This window comes from Streptomyces sp. NPDC048623 (assembly GCF_040650755.1).
Lineage (GTDB): Bacteria > Actinomycetota > Actinomycetes > Streptomycetales > Streptomycetaceae > Streptomyces.
Map to the genome: position 1 here is coordinate 135,975 of NZ_JBEZHV010000020.1, position 18,446 is coordinate 154,420.

The 18,446-nt window shown below is 71.9% G+C and carries 19 protein-coding genes; 4 read left to right on the plus strand and 15 right to left on the minus strand.

Going from position 1 to position 18,446, the window contains the following annotated elements; all coding sequences use genetic code 11:
* Positions 1-28: 28 nt before the first annotated feature.
* The gene (locus AB0C73_RS26410; protein WP_362534727.1) at positions 29-685 is read left to right on the plus strand and encodes a DUF4232 domain-containing protein; all 657 of its coding nucleotides are present in this window, start codon (positions 29-31) and stop codon (positions 683-685) included.
* 10 nt (positions 686-695) lie between these two features.
* Here the strand turns inward: AB0C73_RS26410 and AB0C73_RS26415 are convergent, their stop codons facing one another.
* The 7 genes from AB0C73_RS26415 to AB0C73_RS26445 all read right to left on the minus strand — a co-directional run bounded on the left by AB0C73_RS26415 (position 696) and on the right by AB0C73_RS26445 (position 7,574).
* A complete protein-coding gene (locus AB0C73_RS26415) occupies positions 696-968 on the minus strand; it encodes a DUF1876 domain-containing protein (RefSeq protein ID WP_362534782.1) in 273 nt (90 codons plus the stop codon).
* A gap of 53 nt (positions 969-1,021) precedes the next feature.
* Positions 1,022-2,023 carry a porphobilinogen synthase gene (hemB, locus tag AB0C73_RS26420; protein WP_362534729.1) on the minus strand — a complete coding sequence of 334 codons (1,002 nt, stop codon included), beginning with the start codon at positions 2,021-2,023 and terminating at the stop codon, positions 1,022-1,024.
* Positions 2,024-2,147: 124 nt separating this feature from the next.
* Entirely contained in the window at positions 2,148-3,815 is a 1,668-nt protein-coding gene (locus AB0C73_RS26425) for a uroporphyrinogen-III synthase (RefSeq protein WP_362534732.1), read from the minus strand.
* Positions 3,812-4,822, minus strand: a complete 1,011-nt coding sequence (gene hemC, locus AB0C73_RS26430) for a hydroxymethylbilane synthase (RefSeq protein ID WP_362534735.1) — start codon at positions 4,820-4,822, stop codon at positions 3,812-3,814. The genes AB0C73_RS26425 and hemC overlap by 4 nt, the downstream gene beginning before the upstream one ends.
* The gene (locus AB0C73_RS26435) at positions 4,819-6,174 is read right to left on the minus strand and encodes a glutamyl-tRNA reductase (protein ID WP_362534738.1); all 1,356 of its coding nucleotides are present in this window, start codon (positions 6,172-6,174) and stop codon (positions 4,819-4,821) included. The genes hemC and AB0C73_RS26435 overlap by 4 nt, the downstream gene beginning before the upstream one ends.
* A complete protein-coding gene (locus tag AB0C73_RS26440) occupies positions 6,171-7,007 on the minus strand; it encodes a redox-sensing transcriptional repressor Rex (RefSeq protein WP_362534741.1) in 837 nt (278 codons plus the stop codon). Before AB0C73_RS26440 ends, AB0C73_RS26435 begins: the two co-directional genes overlap by 4 nt.
* A gap of 291 nt (positions 7,008-7,298) precedes the next feature.
* Entirely contained in the window at positions 7,299-7,574 is a 276-nt protein-coding gene (locus AB0C73_RS26445; protein WP_362534744.1) for a glutaredoxin family protein, read from the minus strand.
* 108 nt (positions 7,575-7,682) lie between these two features.
* Between AB0C73_RS26445 and AB0C73_RS26450 the strand changes: the two genes are divergently transcribed.
* From AB0C73_RS26450 to AB0C73_RS26460, 3 genes are all read left to right on the plus strand, one after another.
* Positions 7,683-8,642 (plus strand): HAD-IB family hydrolase, encoded by a 960-nt coding sequence (locus AB0C73_RS26450; protein ID WP_362534746.1) that lies wholly within the window; start codon positions 7,683-7,685, stop codon positions 8,640-8,642.
* A gap of 483 nt (positions 8,643-9,125) precedes the next feature.
* Entirely contained in the window at positions 9,126-9,929 is an 804-nt protein-coding gene (locus AB0C73_RS26455; protein ID WP_362534748.1) for an ECF subfamily RNA polymerase sigma factor, BldN family, read from the plus strand.
* A 277-nt stretch (positions 9,930-10,206) separates the two neighbouring features.
* A complete protein-coding gene (locus AB0C73_RS26460; RefSeq protein ID WP_362534751.1) occupies positions 10,207-11,391 on the plus strand; it encodes a DUF5667 domain-containing protein in 1,185 nt (394 codons plus the stop codon).
* A 64-nt stretch (positions 11,392-11,455) separates the two neighbouring features.
* Here AB0C73_RS26460 and AB0C73_RS26465 read toward each other — a convergent pair whose 3' ends face one another.
* The 8 genes from AB0C73_RS26465 to AB0C73_RS26500 form a co-directional block, all read right to left on the minus strand.
* On the minus strand, positions 11,456-12,451 hold the full coding sequence (locus tag AB0C73_RS26465) for a lysophospholipid acyltransferase family protein (RefSeq protein WP_362534753.1): 996 nt from the start codon (positions 12,449-12,451) through the stop codon (positions 11,456-11,458).
* A 14-nt stretch (positions 12,452-12,465) separates the two neighbouring features.
* Entirely contained in the window at positions 12,466-13,539 is a 1,074-nt protein-coding gene (locus AB0C73_RS26470) for an NAD-dependent epimerase/dehydratase family protein (RefSeq protein WP_362534784.1), read from the minus strand.
* A gap of 150 nt (positions 13,540-13,689) precedes the next feature.
* Entirely contained in the window at positions 13,690-13,788 is a 99-nt protein-coding gene (locus AB0C73_RS26475) for an AURKAIP1/COX24 domain-containing protein (RefSeq protein WP_003948845.1), read from the minus strand.
* Positions 13,789-13,947: 159 nt separating this feature from the next.
* On the minus strand, positions 13,948-14,157 hold the full coding sequence (locus tag AB0C73_RS26480) for a helix-turn-helix domain-containing protein (protein WP_046910004.1): 210 nt from the start codon (positions 14,155-14,157) through the stop codon (positions 13,948-13,950).
* Between the two features lie 127 nt (positions 14,158-14,284).
* Positions 14,285-15,100, minus strand: a complete 816-nt coding sequence (locus AB0C73_RS26485) for a phosphatase (protein ID WP_362534755.1) — start codon at positions 15,098-15,100, stop codon at positions 14,285-14,287.
* Positions 15,101-15,267: 167 nt separating this feature from the next.
* Complete coding sequence (locus AB0C73_RS26490) at positions 15,268-16,446, minus strand: acetoin utilization protein AcuC (RefSeq protein WP_362534757.1); 1,179 nt, start codon at positions 16,444-16,446, stop codon at positions 15,268-15,270.
* Positions 16,415-17,623, minus strand: coding sequence for an MFS transporter (locus tag AB0C73_RS26495; RefSeq protein WP_362534760.1), 1,209 nt, complete (start codon positions 17,621-17,623; stop codon positions 16,415-16,417). The genes AB0C73_RS26490 and AB0C73_RS26495 overlap by 32 nt, the downstream gene beginning before the upstream one ends.
* A gap of 65 nt (positions 17,624-17,688) precedes the next feature.
* Positions 17,689-18,339: an HAD family hydrolase gene (locus tag AB0C73_RS26500; protein ID WP_362534762.1), complete on the minus strand. Its 651-nt coding sequence runs from the start codon at positions 18,337-18,339 to the stop codon at positions 17,689-17,691.
* Positions 18,340-18,446: the final 107 nt, after the last annotated feature.

Below are 18,446 nucleotides of genomic sequence, written 5' to 3' on the forward strand. Positions count from 1 at the left end.
CGACACCGAATCTCACGGGGGAACCCTCATGCGTACCGTCGCCCGCCGCCTCGCCCTGCCCGCCGCCGCCGTGGCCGCGGCGCTCGCCCTCACGGCCTGCCAGTCGTCCGACCTCCCGGTGAACACGACGCCGAAGCCGGCGTCGCAGACGCCGTCGGAGGCGCCGTCCGAGGTGCCTTCGGAGGCGCCGACGACCAAGGCACCGACCACCGCAGCGCCCAAGCCGGCGTCCACGCCCAAGCCCACGAAGCAGACCGGGACCGGGACCGGGACCGAGGCGCGTACGGTCACCTGCACGGCGGGGAACACCAAGGTCGTCGCGAGCAAGGTGAGCCGCCCGATCAACCACCTGGTGCTCACGGTCACCAACGTCGGCAGCCGCCCCTGCAACGCCCTGAACGCGCCCTTCGTCGGCTTCGACGACCCGCAGGCGCCGATCAGGATCATGGAGGACAGCAAGCCGCAGGCCGTGGTCACGCTGGCGCCCGGCGAGTCCGGCTACGCCTCGGTGCTGCTGACCGGGGAGCCGGGGCCGGACACCAACGGGCACACGGTGCGGACGATCCGCGTCAGCCTGACGCAGGAGAGCAGCACGACGGTGACGGCGCCGGGCGGCACGTTCGCCGACGACGGCGCCGCCGTGTCGTACTGGCAGCGGTCCCTGTCCGACGCGCTGACGTACTAGATCAGCGAATTCACCGGTTGATGGGGTGGGAGGTGCGGCCCGACACCTCGTCGATCTCGGTGTGGGCCTTCTGCAACAGCTGCGAGGCGAGGTCCATCAGGGCCCTTGCCCCGGCGATCTCCTCGCCGACCCGCAACTGCTCGGGGTCGGAGGGGTGCCGGTTCGCGTTGCCGTGGGCGCGGAACTCGGTGCCGTCGCTGAGCCGCACCATGCAGGCGGCCCGCGTCCGGTCGCCCTCCTCCTGGAACTCCATCTCGACGTGCCAGCCGACGAGCGTGTTCATCGTCATGAGGACCACCTCCAGAGAGGTACCTGTCGGTACCTCTCCAGGGTGCATCAGATCCCGCGGGCGAGCTTCTGGGCGACCTCGGTCGCCCAGTAGGTGAGGATCATCCGGGCCCCGGCCCGGCGGATGCCGGTCAGGGTCTCGAAGATCGCCTTGTCGCGGTCGATCCAGCCCTTCTCGGCGGCGGCCTCGACCATCGCGTACTCGCCGCTGATCTGGTACGCGGCGACCGGCACGTCCACCGACGCGGCGACCTTGGCCAGGATGTCCAGGTACGGCCCGGCCGGCTTGACCATGACCATGTCCGCGCCCTCTTCGAGGTCGAGCGCGAGCTCCCGCAGGGACTCGCGCGCGTTGGCGGGGTCCTGCTGGTACGTCTTGCGGTCGCCGGTCAGGGACGAGCCGACGGCCTCGCGGAAGGGGCCGTAGAAGGCGGAGGTGTACTTCGCCGTGTACGCGAGGATCGACACGTCCTCCTTGCCGATGGTGTCCAGGGCGTCGCGGATCACGCCGACCTGGCCGTCCATCATCCCGGAGGGCCCGACGACGTGGACGCCGGCGTCCGCCTGGACCTGGGCCATCTCGGCGTAGCGCTCCAGGGTGGCGTCGTTGTCGATGCGGCCGTCGGCGTCGAGGACGCCGCAGTGGCCGTGGTCGGTGTACTCGTCCAGACACAGGTCCGACATGATGACGAGGTCGTCGCCGACCTCCGCCTTCACGTCCCGGATCGCCAGCTGCAGGATCCCGTCGGGGTCCGTGCCGGCGGTCCCCTCCGCGTCCTTCTTCGCGTCCTCGGGGACGCCGAAGAGCATGATCCCGGAGACTCCGGCCGCCACCGCCTCCACGGCGGCCTTGCGGAGGGTGTCCCGCGAGTGCTGCACGACGCCGGGCATCGCGGCGATCGGCACGGGCTCGCTGATGCCCTCTCGTACGAACGCGGGCAGGATCAGATCAGCCGGATCCAGCCGCGTCTCGGCCACCATCCGCCGCATGGCGGGCGTCGTCCGCAGCCGGCGCGGCCGCGTCCCGGGGAAGCTTCCGTACGCATTCATGCCTTTGAGGCTACGCCCGCGGGTGATGTGCGTTTACCGACACGGTGTTGCCGCCCCGGCGGGCGCCGCACGCGGCGGGGCGCGGGTCCCGGAGGGACCGCGCCCCGTGGGACAGCTGGACCGGCTACGTCGTACGGCGGCGCCGCGCGCCCGGCCTGCGCTCGCTCGGGCGCGTCACCGGGTCGCCCGCCTCCAGGGCGGAGGTCCGGCGGCGGAGGCCGAACTCGGCGAGGGCTTCCGCCAGCTTGTTGACGGACGGCTCCGGCGAGAGGACGTCGACGCGGAGCCCGTGCTCCTCCGCCGTCTTGGCCGTCGCCGGGCCGATGCAGGCGATGACGGTGACGTTGTGCGGCTTGCCGGCGATGCCGACGAGGTTCCGCACCGTGGAGGACGAGGTGAAGAGCACGGCGTCGAAGCCGCCGCCCTTGATCGCCTCGCGCGTGTCCGCCGGCGGCGGCGACGCGCGCACCGTTCGGTAGGCGGTGACGTCGTCGACCTCCCAGCCGAGCTCGATCAGGCCCGCGACCAGCGTCTCGGTCGCGATGTCGGCGCGCGGCAGGAAGACGCGGTCGATCGGGTCGAAGACCGGGTCGTAGGGCGGCCAGTCCTCAAGGAGACCCGCCGCGGACTGCTCACCCGACGGCACCAGGTCCGGCTTCACGCCGAAGTCGACGAGCGCGGCGGCCGTCTGCTCGCCCACCGCCGCGACCTTGATGCCGGCGAAGGCGCGGGCGTCGAGCCCGTACTCCTCGAACTTCTCGCGGACGGCCTTCACCGCGTTGACGGACGTGAAGGCGATCCACTCGTAGCGGCCGGTGACGAGGCCCTTGACCGCGCGCTCCATCTGCTGCGGCGTGCGCGGCGGCTCGACGGCGATCGTCGGGACCTCGTGCGGCACCGCGCCGTACGAGCGCAACTGGTCGGAGAGCGACGCGGCCTGCTCCTTGGTGCGCGGCACGAGGACCCGCCAGCCGAAGAGCGGCTTGGACTCGAACCACGACAGCAGATCGCGCTGCGCCGGGGCGCTGCGCTCGCCGACCACGGCTATCACCGGACGGTGGCCCTCGGGCGAGGGGAGCACCTTGCCCTGCTTGAAGACCTGGGCGATCGTGCCGAGCGTCGCGGTCCAGGTCCGCTGCCGGGTCGTCGTACCGGCGATGGTCACGGTGAGCGGGGTGTCCGGCTTACGGCCCGCCGCCACCAGCTCACCGGCCGCCGCGGCGACCGAGTCCAGGGAGGTCGACACGACGACGGTGCCGTCGGAGGCGCCGACCTCGGACCAGCACCGGTCGTCGGCGGTACGGGCGTCGACGAAGCGCACGTCCGTGCCCTGGGCGTCGCGCAGCGGGACGCCGGCGTACGCGGGCACGCCGACCGCGGTGGCGACACCGGGGACGACCTCGAAGGGGATGCCGGCGGAGGCGCAGGCGAGCATCTCGGAGCCCGCGTTGCCGTCGAGGCCGGGGTCGCCGGTCACCGCACGGACGACCCGCTTGCCGCCCCTCGCGGCCTCCATGACAAGATTGGTCGCATCCCTCAACACGGGGACACCGACGGCTGTTGACGCCTCGTCAATGACCGTCAGCTCAGGCGTGCTCACGCCCGCGCGCGCATGGCCGCGAACGACTTCGAGCACCTCCGGCTCGGCGATCAGGACGTCCGCGCCGGCCAGGGCCTCGACGGCCCGGAGCGTCAGCAGTCCGGGGTCGCCTGGTCCGGCGCCGAGGAAGGTGACGTGACCGTGGCCGGGGAAGGCGGCGGACGCGGGGCTGGTGGTCGGGCTGGGGTTCAAAGTGCTCGCTCCCCCATAAGACCGGCCGCGCCCTTGGCGAGCATCTCGTCCGCGAGTTCGCGTCCGAGTGCCACCGCCTCGTCGTGCGAGGTGGGTACGGGACCGGTGGTGGACAGCTGCACCAGCGTGGAGCCGTCGGTGGTGCCGACGACGCCGCGGAGGCGCATTTCGGTGACAGCCTGCTCGTGACCGCCGTGCCCGGAGGCAGCGTGGCCGGGACCGTCCACCAGCAGATCGGCCAGCGCACCCACGGGTGCGGAGCAGCCGGCCTCCAGGGCGGCGAGCAGGGTTCGTTCGGCGGTCACGGCGGCCCGCGTGTACGGGTCGTCGAGCTCGGCGAGCGCGGCGACGAGGTCGGCGTTCGACGCCGCGCACTCGACCGCCAGGGCCCCCTGGCCGGGGGCGGGCAGGACCGCGTCGACCGCCAGGAAGTCGAGCGACAGGGAGCCGGTGAGCTCCTCGGTCCCGCCGATGCGGTTGAGTCCGGCCGCGGCGAGGACCACCGCGTCGAGCTCACCCTTGCGCACGTAGCCGACGCGGGTGTCGATGTTGCCCCGGATCGGCACGGTCTCGATGGTCAGGCCGTGGCTGCGTGCGTACGCGTTGAGCTGGGCCATGCGCCGCGGCGAGCCGGTGCCGACGCGGGCGCCGGCCGGCAGCGTGTCGAGCGTGAGGCCCGCGCGGGCGACGAGGACGTCGCGCGGGTCCTCGCGGCGCGGGATCGCGGCCAGCACCAGGTCGGGGTGCTGGGCGGTCGGCAGGTCCTTGAGGGAGTGCACGGCGAAGTCGACCTCGCCGGCGAGCAGCGCGTCGCGCAGCGCGGCGACGAACACACCGGTGCCGCCGATCTGTGCGAGGTGCTCGCGGGAGGTGTCCCCGTACGTCGTGATCTCCACGAGCTCGACGGGCCGGCCGGTCAGCTGCCGGACGGCGTCGGCCACATGTCCGGACTGGGCCATGGCGAGCTTGCTGCGCCTGGTCCCGAGCCTCAGTGCCCTGTCGGTCATACTCGCCCTCGGTTCTTGACGTCGCCGTCGTTTCGGTCGGCCCGGCTGACAGAGGCAACCGTCTCCGGGTCGAGGTCGAAGAGTGTCCGCAGTGCGTCCGCGTACCCGGCGCCGCCGGGTTCGCCGGCGAGCTGCTTCACGCGCACGGTGGGCGCGTGCAGGAGCTTGTCGACCACCCGGCGCACGGTCTGGGTGATCTCGGCGCGCTGCTTGTCGTCGAGGCCGGGCAGCCGGCCTTCCAGGCGCGCGACCTCGCCGGCGACCACCTCGGCGGCCATGGCGCGCAGGGCGACCACGGTCGGTGTGATGTGGGCGGCCCGCTGGGCGGCGCCGAAGGCGGCGACCTCGTCGGAGACGAGGGTGCGCACCTGGTCGACGTCGGCGGCCATGGGCGCGTCGGCGGAGGCCTCGGCGAGCGATTCGATGTCGACGAGCCGGACCCCGGGCATGCGGTGGGCGGCGGCGTCGATGTCGCGGGGCATCGCGAGGTCGAGCAGGTAAAGGGGGGCCTCGCGGCCCTGCAGGGCGGTCTCGACGGCCTCGCCGGTGAGGACGAGCCCGGTGGCGCCGGTGCAGGAGACGACGATGTCGGCACGGGTCAGTTCGTCGCCGACGGCAACCATCTCGGCGGCGCGTGCGGCCACGCCCGTACCACCGGGCTCGCTCAGGATCTCGACGAGCCGTTCGGCGCGGGCGGCGGTGCGGTTCGCGACGACGATCTCGGCGACTCCGGACCGGGCGAGGGTCGCGGCGGCGAGCGAGGACATCGAGCCGGCGCCGATGACGAGGGCGCGCTTGCCCTTGGCCCAGGCGTCGACGTCGGGGCTCTGGGCGAGCTGCTGCAGGCCGAAGGTGACGAGCGACTGCCCGGCCCGGTCGATGCCGGTCTCGCTGTGGGCGCGCTTGCCGACCCGCAGGGCCTGCTGGAACAGGTCGTTCAGGAGGCGTCCGGCGGTGTGCAGGTCCTGGCCGAGCGCGAGGGCGTCCTTGATCTGGCCGAGGATCTGGCCCTCGCCGACGACCATCGAGTCCAGGCCGCAGGCCACCGAGAAGAGGTGGTGGACGGCGCGGTCCTCGTAGTGCACATAGAGGTACGGGGTGAGCTCGTCGAGGCCGACGCCGCTGTGCTGGGCGAGCAGCGTGGACAGCTCGGCGACCCCGGCGTGGAACTTGTCCACGTCGGCGTAGAGCTCGATGCGGTTGCAGGTGGCCAGGACGGTGCCCTCGGTGGCCGGTTCGGCGGCGAGGGTGTCGTGGAGCAGCTTGGTCCGGGCGTCGGTGGAGAGGGAGGCCCGCTCCAGGACGCTGACGGGGGCGCTGCGGTGGCTGAGACCGACGACGAGGAGGCTCATGCCGGCATCACGGCGGGCATGTCCCCGTCAGGTCCCTTGCGGCCGGCGTCGCGGCCGGTGTCCTCGGTGGTGCGGGCGGCGGGCGGCACGGCGGCGGCACCCGGCTCGGCACCCGCCTCGACCGCGCCCGTGGCCGCGGTGGCCGGGGCGGCCGCCTCGGCGCCGGGCTCCTCGCCCGCCTTGCGCTGCTCGTGGAAGGCGAGGATCTGCAGCTCGATGGAGAGGTCGACCTTGCGCACGTCCACGCCGTCGGGCACGGAGAGCACGGTCGGCGCGAAGTTGAGGATCGAGGTGACCCCGGCGGCCACGAGCCGGTCGCAGACCTGCTGGGCGACGCCGGCCGGGGTGGCGATGACACCGATGGAGACACCGTCCTCGCCGACGATCTTCTCCAGGTCGTCGCTGTGCTGCACCGGGATCCCGGCGACCGGCTTGCCGGTCATCGCGGGGTCGGCGTCGATCAGCGCGGCGACGCGGAAGCCGCGGGAGGCGAAACCGCCGTAACCGGCGAGCGCGGCGCCGAGGTTACCGATACCGACGATCACGACCGGCCAGTCCTGGGTCAGGCCGAGTTCGCGGGAGATCTGGTAGACGAGGTACTCGACGTCGTAGCCGACACCGCGGGTGCCGTACGAGCCGAGGTAGCTGAAGTCCTTGCGCAGCTTCGCGGAGTTGACCCCCGCCGCGGACGCGAGTTCCTCCGAGGAGACCGTGGGAACGGAGCGCTCCGAAAGTGCCGTGAGGGCGCGCAGATACAGCGGAAGTCGGGCGACGGTGGCCTCGGGAATTCCTCGGCTACGGGTCGCCGGTCGGTGAGTTCGGCCAGTTGCCACGGTGCTCCTGCGGGATGAGCGGGGCTGCAGGCGGCCGTGTGTCCCAGGACCGCCCCGTCGAATGCAGGCTATGTCTTTGTGAACGCGTGCACAAAGATGGTGTCCGTTTTGTCCGCCCAAAGTGACCGGGGTCACGCGGCCGGATAGTGACGGTACGGAACCGCAGGCGGCCGCGAAGCGTTGGAATTCCGAAGGGGGCAAAACCGCACACTCTCCTTACGACGCTGCCCCCGAAACCCAACAAAACGTCCACGATGGTAGCCCTCTTTCGGTCAACCACCCAGTTTTCGGTCAACCACCCAGTTCGCGCCTCAGCCGCCCCGCGTCCACCCGCCAGAAGGTGTGCTGCTCGCCGTCGACCAGGACGACCGGAATCTGCTCCCAGTACGCGGCGTACAGCGCCTCGTCCTGGAGGATGTCCTTCTCCTCCCACTGTGCACCCGTCTCGGCGCACACGGCCTCGATCACCACCCGGGCGTCGTCGCACAGATGGCATCCCGGCTTGCCGATCAGCGTCACCGTGCGCGGACCGCTCTTCTTCTTCGTCCGTCCGAACATGCCGTCCATTCTGCGCGCCGGTGACAAGGGCGTCGGTAACAAGGGAGCCCCCCACTGTTCACACCACGGCGTCCCGGCACGTCGGGAAGCACCGAACAGACTGGCTATGCTCCACATATGGCCGCTCTTGGATGGCTCACCCCCCGTAGGCGCTCCGCCACCGCGCGCAGCGTCCTGGCAGGCGAGGCCGCCGCGGAGGCGGCGCGCAAGACCTCAGCCCAGCTCGAACAGGAGCGGGAGGAGGCCGCGGCCGTGGAGGCCGCCGCCCAGGCCGGGCCCGCGGAACCGGAGTTCCCGGTCGTCGGCGACACCCGGGCCGCCGCCTTCTTCGATCTCGACAACACCGTGATGCAGGGCGCCGCGATCTTCCACTTCGGCCGCGGCCTGTACAAGCGGAAGTTCTTCCAGCGCCGCGAACTCGCCCGGTTCGCCTGGGCGCAGGTCTGGTTCCGGCTGGCCGGGGTCGAGGACCCCGAGCACATGCAGGAGGCCCGCGACAGCGCGCTCTCCATCGTCAAGGGCCACCGGGTCTCCGAACTGATGTCGATCGGCGAGGAGATCTACGACGAGTACATGGCCGACCGGATCTGGCCGGGCACCCGCGCGCTCGCCCAGGCGCACCTGGACGCCGGCCAGAAGGTCTGGCTGGTGACGGCGGCCCCGGTCGAGACCGCCACGATCATCGCCCGCCGGCTCGGCCTGACCGGCGCGCTCGGCACGGTCGCCGAGTCCGTCGACGGCGTCTACACCGGCAAGCTGGTCGGCGAGCTGCTTCACGGGCCCGCCAAGGCCGAGGCCGTACGGGCGCTCGCCGGCGCCGAGGGCCTGGACCTGGCGCGCTGCGCCGCGTACAGCGACTCGCACAACGACATCCCGATGCTGTCCCTGGTCGGGCATCCGTACGCGGTCAACCCGGACACCAAGCTGCGCCGGCACGCCAAGGAGCGCGAGTGGCGGCTGCGGGACTACCGGACCGGCCGCAAGGCCGCCAAGGTCGGCATCCCGGCCGCGGCCGGCGTGGGCGCCCTCGCGGGCGGCACGGCCGCCGCGCTCGCCCTGCACCGCCGCCGCCGCTGAGGCCACACCCCCGCCGAGCGGCGCCGACCGCCCCGCCGGGGTCCTCCCGGCACGCCCGGCGCGGTGCGGGCGGATTTACCGATCATGGCGATACGTTTCGGCCGCGATCGAGTACGACCGCCACGGACCGGCTCCGCTCACCCGTCCGTGGTCGAACATCCCCCGCACACCGGCCCCTTGGGGCCATCCGGGCTCCCTACCCGGCACCGGCTCCGGCCACTCCCCTTTACCTCACTTGAGCACAAGCGCACCCCCGATTGATCACACTCGTAAGCAAATCGGTCAACAATCGGTCACCAAGTGCGAGTGATCACGACCACAAGCAGTAACGGTTCAGACTGAACCGGTGATTTGAGCAACTGGGTGTAGCACTGCCTGTACGAAGCGTTATTCTCCTCAGACGCACACCGGAACCCACACGTCGCCACGACGAGTGAACGGTCCCGCACTGCACGTGATGGAAGCTCTGCCTCTGGGAGTCCCGTGTACCCACACGTCGGGGTTGACGCCTCGGGCCTGGCTACGCTGCGCGCAACGGTCCTCGACCACCTGCGCGGCTTCGTCCCCACCGCGTACGCCGTCCCCGTACCCGCATTCGGCGGACCCGCCCTCGCCGGGGGGCCGGCACCCGCCGGGCCCTGCTACGCCCTGGCCGAGAGCGGCGCCGCCGTCGGCCGACGCGGCAGCCGCGGCGGCGCCGGCACCTCGACCGCCGCCCGCAGGCCCGTCGCCGACAGCGACAGCGCCCGGATGATGGACCTGGTCGAGCGCGCCCAGGCGGGCGAGGCCGAGGCCTTCGGCCGGCTCTACGACCAGTACAGCGACACCGTCTACCGCTACATCTACTACCGTGTGGGCGGGAAGGCGACGGCGGAGGACCTCACCAGCGAGACGTTCCTGCGCGCCCTGCGCCGGATCTCCACCTTCACCTGGCAGGGCCGCGACTTCGGCGCCTGGCTCGTCACCATCGCGCGCAACCTGGTCGCCGACCACTTCAAGTCCAGCCGCTTCCGGCTCGAGGTCACCACCGGCGAGATGCTCGACGCCAACGAGGTGGAGCGCAGCCCCGAGGACTCCGTCCTCGAATCCCTGTCCAACGCCGCCCTCCTCGACGCCGTCCGCCGGCTCAATCCGCAGCAGCAGGAGTGCGTGACGCTCCGCTTCCTCCAGGGCCTGTCGGTCGCCGAGACCGCCCGGGTCATGGGCAAGAACGAGGGAGCGATCAAGACCCTCCAGTACCGGGCCGTGCGCACGCTGGCCCGCCTCCTCCCGGACGACGCCCGCTGAGCGGTCCGCGCCCCCCACACGCGCCCGCGCCGTCCGTCCTCCCCACCCGCCCCACCGCCCCACATCAACTCACAGTCGGTGACGCCTCGATGACGCACTGGTCCGATCATCTTTCGCGCGTAACCCAAGTGCCGCGCCGCTCGTTGTGCGAAATGCAGGCTCCCTGTGGTCACGCCATGTCCACTTCCACTCACTCTTTCGTGTGGATGCGCTCAAGGTGTGCAACCTTCCGAACCCCCCGGGGAGTCGACCGTCATGACGAGAGGAGGTGCCGCCAGTGATCGCGAACGTTTCGGCGCACCGGCGGGCGAACGCCTTCGCCCTGGCCCTGGAGGATCGGACGCCCGAGGGCGCGGCGGCCGAGCAGCCCGATGGCCCGGCCGAACCGGCCGAGCGCGGACGGCTGTTGGCCCTGGCGAACGGTCTCGGCGAGCTGCCGAGGCCGGAAATGGATCCCGAGGTCAAGGTGGTGCAGCGGGCTCAGCTCGTGGCCGCCATGGAGGCGATGCTCAAGGAGGGGACCGCGGGCGCGGGCCCTACGCTGCCGGAGCAGCGGGCCGGCGGCAAGGGGACCCACCGGGCCTCCCCGCTGCGGAAACTGCGCCCACGCTCCCGCTGGACCAAGGGCCTGGCCGCGGGCGGCCTCACCGTCGGTGTGGCCGCCGGGGCGTTCGGCGGAGTGGCCGCTGCCAGCTCCGACGCCCTCCCCGGTGACTCGCTCTACGGCCTCAAGCGCGGCATGGAGGACATCAAGCTGGGGATGGCGGACGACGACGCCGACCGCGGCGGGATCTATCTCGACCAGGCCTCCACCCGCCTGAGCGAGGCCCGCCGGCTCATGGAGCGCGGCCGGTCCGGCCCCCTCGACCACGAGTCCCTGGGCGAGATCCGCCGGGTCCTCGACGGCATGAAGCACGACGCCGGTGAGGGCCACCGCCTGCTCCGCCAGGCGTACCAGCGGGACGGCGAGATCGGCCCCATGGCCCGCCTGAACGCCTTCGCCCAAGCCCACCGGGCCACCTGGGACGGGCTGCGCGAGCGCCTCCCGGTCCAGCTCACGGACGTGGGCAACGAGGTGGACGAGATCTTCGTGGCCATAGACGAAGAGGTCGCGCCCCTCCAGTCCGTGCTCCCGCGCACCCCCGAGCGCGGCTCCATCGGCTCCGGCGACCCGAGCGCGCCGCGAACCACCAAGTCGGCCACCCCCCAGCGGCCGCACAGCACGTCCGCCACCCCGTCCCACAGCGGCAGCCCCACCCAGCCCTCGCCGTCCGGTACGGGCGGTCCCCAGGACGGCGGGCTCCTCGGCGGCACGGGCGACCTGCTCAACCCGCCGCAGACGGACCCGAGCACCGACCCGTCCGGCCAGGAGTCGACCGCACCGGTCCCGGGCGTGACGATCCCGCCGATCCTCCCCGGCCTGCTGCCGGGCCTCGGCATCGACAGCACCGACGCGAGCTGACGCGACGCCGGTACGAGGGAGAGGGGGCGCCACCCGACCGGGCGGCGCCCCCTCTCCCGTACCCCTAGAAGAAGACCGAGCGGCGCTGCACCAGCAGCTTGTAGAGGCTGTGCTGGATCTGCTCGCGGACCTGGTCCGTCAGGTTGAACATCAGCATCGGGTCCTCCGCCGCCTCCAGCGGGTACGCGTCGGTGTGGATCGGCTCGCCGAACTGGATCGTCCACTTCGTCGGCAGCGGCAGCGCACCCAGCGGGCCCAGCCACGGGAAGGTCGGCGTCAGCGGGAAGTACGGCAGGCCGAGCACCCGGGCCAGGGTCTTCGCGTTGCCCAGCATCGGATAGATCTCCTCCGCGCCCACGATCGAGCACGGCACGATCGGCACCCCCGCCCGCAGCGCCGTCGAGACGAAGCCGCCGCGCCCGAAGCGCTGCAGCTTGTACCGCTCGGCGAAGGGCTTGCCGATGCCCTTGAAGCCCTCCGGCATCACGCCGACGATCTCCCCGGCCTTCAGCAGCCGCTCCGCGTCCTCCGCGCAGGCCAGGGTGTGCCCGGCCTTGCGGGCCAGCTCGTTGACCACCGGCAGCATGAACACCAGGTCGGCGGCGAGCAGCCGCAGATGGCGCCCGGCCGGATGGTGGTCGTGCACCGCGACCTGCATCATCAGACCGTCCAGCGGCACCGTCCCCGAGTGGTTGGCCACCACCAGGGCGCCGCCCTCCTTCGGGATGTTCTCGACGCCCTTCACCTCCACCCGGAAGTACTTCTCGTACACGGGGCGGAGCAGCGACATCAGCACCTGGTCGGTGAGCTCCTCGTCGTAGCCGAACTCGTCGACCTCGTAGTCGCCGGTGACCCGGCGGCGCAGGAACGCGAGCCCGCCCGCGAGCCGCCGCTCCCAGCCGGAGCCCCCGGCCTCCCGGGGCGCCCGGGCCGCCGCCGGAGCCGGCGCCGGGGGCGTCGGCAGTGCCCGTACGGCGGCCTCGCCGTCGCTCCTGCCGCCGGGCCTGCGGCGGGCCCGCGACCGGTCGTCGTCGAAGGGGATGACCTTGGCGTCCGCCATCGCGATCTGGGCTCCTATTCCGCGGTCGGGGAGGTCGGTACGGGTGCGGGTGCGGGCCGCCGCTCGGCGAGACGGTCGGCGAGCCGGTCCACGGCACCCGCGAGCAGCTCCGGCGGCAGCAGGCCGGGCCCGCGGCTGTGCGCGAAGTCCGCGAAGGCCCCGGCGGTGGTGTAGCGGGGCGCGAAGCCGAGGGTCTCGCGCATCTGCGCCGTGGACACCACCCGGCCGTGGGTGAGCAGCCGGATCTGCTCCGGCGCGAAGTCGGTGAGACCGACCGTGCGCAGCGCCTGCCCGACCCAGGTGACGGCGGGCAGCAGCACCGGGACCGTGGGCCGGCCGAGCCGCCGCGCGCACTGGGAGAGCAGCAGCACCCCGTCCCCGGCGATGTTGAAGGTGCCGCTGTTGAGGGTGGAGCGGCGCGGTTCACGGGACGCCAGTTCCAGGACGTCGATGACGTCGTCCTCGTGGACGAACTGCAGCCGCGGGTCGTAGCCGAAGACGGTCGGCAGCACCGGCAGGTCCAGGTACTCGGCGAGCGGGGAGTCCACCCGCGGCCCGAGGATGTTCGCGAAGCGCAGCACACACACCGCCACGTCCGGGCGGCGCCGGGCGAAGCCCCGTACGTAACCCTCGACCTCGACCGCGTCCTTCGCGAAGCCGCCGCTCGGCAGCGCCTTGGCCGGCGTCGTCTCGGTGAAAACGGCCGGGTCACGGGGCGCGGCCCCGTACACGCTCGTGCTGGACTTCACCACGAGCCGCTTGATGCGCGGCGACTTCTGGCAGGCGCCGAGCAGCTGCATGGTGCCAATGACGTTGGTCTCCTTGACCGCCGTACGGCCGCCGGAGCCGAGCGGGGTGCCGGTGACGGCCATGTGGACGACGGTGTCGACGTCGTACTGCGCCAGGACCTTGGCCACCGTGGGCTGCCGGATGTCGGCCCGGACGAACTCGGCGGCGCCGAGGGCGTGCGGGGACTCGACGGCGTCGACGGCGACCACCCGGTCGACCTCCGGGTCGCGCTGGACCCGCCGGACGAAACGCGCCCCGAGATGCCGGGCCGCACCGGTGACGAGCACGACCTTGCCCAAGAGAAGCGCCTTCCGTCGGTCTTCCATCGGTGTTCCGCTGAACGCCACCGTAGCGCCTTCACATTTCGGCGCAATAAAAGCGTGGCCCCTCACCGGAAAACGGTGAGAGGCCACGCCGTACGCACAGCGCCATCGATGCGGCGCGCGCGCTTACTTCTTGTTGCGACGCTGAACGCGCGTGCGCTTGAGCAGCTTGCGGTGCTTCTTCTTCGCCATCCGCTTGCGCCGCTTCTTGATAACAGAGCCCACGACTACCCTCGCTCACTTCTCGGAACATCCCCGCGCCAGCGGGGATCGGTGCGGGGCGTCTGGGCCCACACGACCTACGAGGGGCTAGCCTACCGCGTAATCCGAGGGCGAGATCCCTGGGCGGCCCATACCCGGAGATGCCGGGCGGACCCGTGCCCGCTACGCGGTCGCCACCCCCACGAAGGATTCCCTGAGGTACTCGTGAACCGCCTGTTCCGGCACCCGGAAGGACCTCCCCACCCGGATCGCCGGCAGATGACCGCTGTGCACCAAGCGGTACACGGTCATCTTCGAGACGCGCATCACCGAGGCGACCTCCGCCACGGTCAGAAACTTAACCTCGTTGAGAGGCCTGTCGCCAGCAGCCATGACCCACCTGTACCTTCCGCACGCGACGCCCACCGGCTTCCCCTCCGGTGACTCTTCGTCGCTGAGCGCTCACGCCCAGAGTAGGGGCGGGTGGTACGAGTGGGGAAGAGGAGCAACCATCGGCCGTTTACCGTGACAGACACGCTCGATTGAGTACATAGCGAGTGAGTGGACGGTAGTAGTCCGAGCGCACCCCGTCATCCAGCGGAACGGCGACCGACACCTGCCCCTCGGCCTCGCCGACGAACAGCGCCGGGTCGTCCGTGTCGGCGAGACCCATGGCCTCGATACCCAGCTGACCTGCCCCGCAGACCCAGCCGTGGTCCCCCACCACCAGCTCCGGAAGCGGCCCGCCGGCCTCGGCCGCGCTTTCGAGGGCCGCCCGGACCGGCAGCGGCGAGTGGGTGTGCGCCCCCGGTTCGCGCCCTGCGGCCGGCAGGTCCGCTTCTCGCACCAGCGCGACACCCCGTACGTAGTCGAGGAGGTGCGTGCGTACGCCGAACCGGGTCGTTATGTCGACACATCGCCCCTGCGCCGGAGTGAGAACAAGACAGCCCGCCGCCGACAAAGCGTCTGCAAGGGCGGCGTAGAAACCCAGGAGACGGTGCGGATGCCCCGTCCCGAGGAGCACCGGGGCCCGCCGCCGGGCCGCCACCCGCAGCCGCTCCGCGAACACCGCGAGCGCCCCGAGGGTCCGCTCCGGATCGATCACGTCCGGCCCCGTCCGGTGCGCCGGATCGTCCGACACCCCGCACCGGTCCGCCATCAGCCGCAGCAGATCGTCCTCGTCCCAGCCCCGGGCGGGGTCGAGTCCGAGCGTCACCCGGGGATCCCCGGCCGCGAACAGGCGGTAGCTCCGCAGGCTCTCCTCCCGCGAGGTCGCCACGGTCCCGGCCAACCCGGCCGCCAACAGATGCGCCCGCAGCGCCCCGGTACTCAGCACCCTGACGATGCTGCCGGAACGACCCTGCACCGGGGTCAAAACCCGCTGCGGGACCCACAGTTGGCGTAACCGAACACCGCCTGTCCCGTCCGGCGTACGAACGGATCAGGCCAGGACCGGACCAAGGGGCACGCCCCGGTACGAGCCCCGCTCGCGCGTGTTTCGCCCTAGGCGAGCAGCCCGCGCAGCGGGAACGCCGCCCGCCGGGTCGCCAGGACCGCCTGGTCGAGCCGGTCCGCCGGGTCGTACCCCTCCGCCCAGTCCCGCCAGGCCACCGGCCACCGCCCGTCCGTCATCCGCCCCGGCCCCAGCTGCCGGGTCCGCGCGTACACCTGGTCCCGCCACGAGGACGGCACCACCGACTCCGGATCCACCGGAGCGTGCGCCGCGATCCCCACCAGATGCGTCCACGAGCGCGGTACGACGTCCACGACCGCGTAACCGCCGCCGCCGAGCGCCACCCACTTCCCGCCCTCGACATACGCGTGCGCCAGGTCGTGGCACGCCTCCTGCACCGCCCGCTGCGCGTCGAGCGACACCGCCAGATGCGCCAGCGGATCCTCGAAGTGGGTGTCCGCGCCGTGCTGCGTGACCAGGACCTGCGGCCGGAAATCGGCGATCAGCTCCGGTACGACGGCGTGGAAGGCCCGCAGCCAGCCCGCGTCCGCGGTGCCCGCCGGCAGCGCCACGTTCACCGCGGCACCCTCGCCCGCGCCCTCCGCGCCGGTCTCCTCCGGCCAGCCGGTCTGCGGGAACAGGGTCCGCGGATGCTCGTGCAGCGAGATCGTCAGAACCCGCGGATCGTCCCAGAACGCGGCCTGCACCCCGTCGCCGTGGTGCACGTCCACATCCACGTACGCGACCCGCTCCGCGCCCAGTTCGAGAAGCCGTGCGATGGCCAGGGAGGCGTCGTTGTAGATACAGAAGCCGGAGGCGCCCCCCGGCATCGCGTGGTGCAGTCCGCCCGCGAAGTTCACCGCGTGCGCCGTGTCCCCGCGCCACACGGCCTCGGCCGCGCCCACCGACTGCCCGGCGATCAGCGCCGAGACCTCGTGCATCCCCTGGAACGCCGGATCGTCGACCGTGCCGAGCCCGTACGCCTGGTCCGCCGCCCTCGGATCGGCCGAGGCCGCCCGCACCGCCGCCACATAGTCCTCGCGGTGCACGAGCCGCAGAGTGGAGTCACCGGCCGGCTTCGCCGCGACCATGTCGACCTGGCGGTCCAGCCCGAACGCGCGCACCAGATCCATGGTCAGCGCGAGCCGCACCGGATCCATCGGGTGCTCCGAACCGAAGTCGTATCCCGTGACAGCTTCATCCCACATCAACAGTGCGCGACCGCTCATGGTCGCCACCGTATCGGGCCTTCGCAGCGCCGAACGACGTGGCCTGCACCACCGTCACCAGGACCAGCACCATCGGCACCAGCATCGCGCCCCGATAGCTCCACGCGTCGCCCAGCGCACCGACGAGCGGCGAGCCGACCAGGAAACCGACGTAGTTGAAGACATTCAGCCGGGCCACCGCGGCGTCGCTCGCCCCCGGGAACAACCGACCGGCGGCCGCGAAGGTCTGCGGCACGATCACGCTCAGGCCGAGACCCAGGACCGTGAACCCGGCCATGCCCGCCCAGGCCCCCGGCGCCGCCGCCACGATCGCGAACCCTAGCGCCGCCAGCACCGCACCGGCCCGCACCACCAGGACCGCGCCGAACCGCCGCACCCCGAGGTCCCCGACCGCGCGCCCGAGCAGCGTCGTCACCATGTACGCGTTGTACGGCACCGTCGCCAGCTCCTCCGAGCTGTGCAGCACGTCCTGGAGGTACTTCGCCGACCAGTTGGAGACCGTCGAGTCGCCGATGTACGCGAAGGTCATCACCAGGCAGAGCGGCAGCAGCAGCCGGAACGCCACGCTCTGGGGACCGTTCTGCCTCTCTCCGGTGCCGGCGGGCTCCGGCTTCCCGTCCCCGTCCACGTACCAACGGCTCCCGGCGAACGCCACCGGGAGGAGGACCACGACCACCGGCAGATAGGACGCGAACAGCGACAGATGCCAGTGCGCCCCCGCCCAGGCCAGCGAGGCGCCGGCGATGCCGCCGAGGCTGTACGCGGCGTGGAACCCGAGCATGATGCTGCGCCGGTACGCGTGCTGGAGACTCACCCCCAGCATGTTCATGGACGCGTCCAGGGCACCGACCGCGAGCCCGAACGCCCCGAGCGCCACGGCCGCCATCCACAGCCCCGAACCCGCGCCGACCGCGAGCAGCGCGAGCAGGACGACGGGCTGCGCCCAGCGCAGCACGGTGGACGGCCCCACCCGCGCGACGACCTTCTCGGTGCCGACGCTGGACACGCCGGCGAGGATCGGCACGGCGGCCAGGAAGACGGGCAGCAGCCCGTCGGAGATCCCGTACCGGTCCTGGATCGCCGGTATTCGGGTCACGAGCAGGGCGAAGGTGACGCCCTGCACGAAGAAGCTGACCGTCAGGGATCCCCGCCCACGCCGCAGCCGCGCATCTGTCATGGCGGCACAGTAGGGCCGGAGCCTACCGAGCGGTAGATGGATCACCTGCCCAATGTCGCCGGTGCCTACGGCGTCGCAAGGGTCTCCAGGAGCACATCCATGTGGTCGAAGTACCCGTTCACGCCTGTCAGTCGCTCCCGCGGGGTCATCGCGGTGAACCCGTACACGTCCATGCCGGCCGCGACGGCCGCCTGGACGCCGAGCGCGCTGTCCTCGACGACCACGCAGCGCGCGGGCTCCACACCCATCCGCTCGGCGGCGTGGAGGAAGAGGTCGGGCGCAGGCTTCCCGCGGCCGACGTCCTCGGCGCTGAACACGATCTCGTCCCGGAACCAGGCGTCGAGCCCGGTCTTCCGGTGTCCCACCCTGATCCGCTCATGGCTCCCGGAGGAGGCCACGCAGTACGGCATCCCGGCGGCGACCAGCCCCTTGAGCACGTCCGCGACGCCGGTCACCGGCTGCAACTCCCGCTGGAACGCGGCGAAGACACGCTGGTGGAAGGTGGTGTCGAAGTCGCCCGGCAGCGACTGCCCGGTCCGCTCCTCGACCAGTTCGTGGATCCGGTGCATGGCGGACCCCATGAAGTCGCGGATCGACTCCTCGTACGTGGTGGGGTGCCCGAGCTCGGTCAGATAGCCGGCCAGGATGGTGTTCGAGATCGGCTCGCTGTCGACGAGCACTCCGTCGTTGTCGAAGATGACCAAGTCATAGCGCATAAAACTCAGCCTAAACGCAGAAAAGCCCCGCACCAGAGGTGCGGGGCTTTCCCACAAAGATTGTTCGGCGGTGTCCTACTCTCCCACAGGGTCCCCCCTGCAGTACC

What these genes read in the sequence shown, in the direction of transcription:
- hemC (WP_362534735.1), bottom strand. Translation starts at nt 4,822, where the DNA reads ATGACCGACAGGGCACTGAGGCTCGGGACCAGGCGCAGCAAGCTCGCC.
- AB0C73_RS26465 (WP_362534753.1), bottom strand. Translation starts at nt 12,451, where the DNA reads ATGGCGGACGCCAAGGTCATCCCCTTCGACGACGACCGGTCGCGGGCC.
- AB0C73_RS26415 (WP_362534782.1), bottom strand. Translation starts at nt 968, where the DNA reads ATGAACACGCTCGTCGGCTGGCACGTCGAGATGGAGTTCCAGGAGGAG.
- AB0C73_RS26435 (WP_362534738.1), bottom strand. Translation starts at nt 6,174, where the DNA reads ATGAGCCTCCTCGTCGTCGGTCTCAGCCACCGCAGCGCCCCCGTCAGC.
- hemB (WP_362534729.1), bottom strand. Translation starts at nt 2,023, where the DNA reads ATGAATGCGTACGGAAGCTTCCCCGGGACGCGGCCGCGCCGGCTGCGG.
- AB0C73_RS26500 (WP_362534762.1), bottom strand. Translation starts at nt 18,339, where the DNA reads ATGCGCTATGACTTGGTCATCTTCGACAACGACGGAGTGCTCGTCGAC.
- AB0C73_RS26490 (WP_362534757.1), bottom strand. Translation starts at nt 16,446, where the DNA reads ATGAGCGGTCGCGCACTGTTGATGTGGGATGAAGCTGTCACGGGATAC.
- AB0C73_RS26495 (WP_362534760.1), bottom strand. Translation starts at nt 17,623, where the DNA reads ATGACAGATGCGCGGCTGCGGCGTGGGCGGGGATCCCTGACGGTCAGC.
- AB0C73_RS26480 (WP_046910004.1), bottom strand. Translation starts at nt 14,157, where the DNA reads ATGGCTGCTGGCGACAGGCCTCTCAACGAGGTTAAGTTTCTGACCGTG.
- AB0C73_RS26445 (WP_362534744.1), bottom strand. Translation starts at nt 7,574, where the DNA reads ATGGACGGCATGTTCGGACGGACGAAGAAGAAGAGCGGTCCGCGCACG.
- AB0C73_RS26450 (WP_362534746.1), top strand. Translation starts at nt 7,683, where the DNA reads ATGGCCGCTCTTGGATGGCTCACCCCCCGTAGGCGCTCCGCCACCGCG.
- AB0C73_RS26410 (WP_362534727.1), top strand. Translation starts at nt 29, where the DNA reads ATGCGTACCGTCGCCCGCCGCCTCGCCCTGCCCGCCGCCGCCGTGGCC.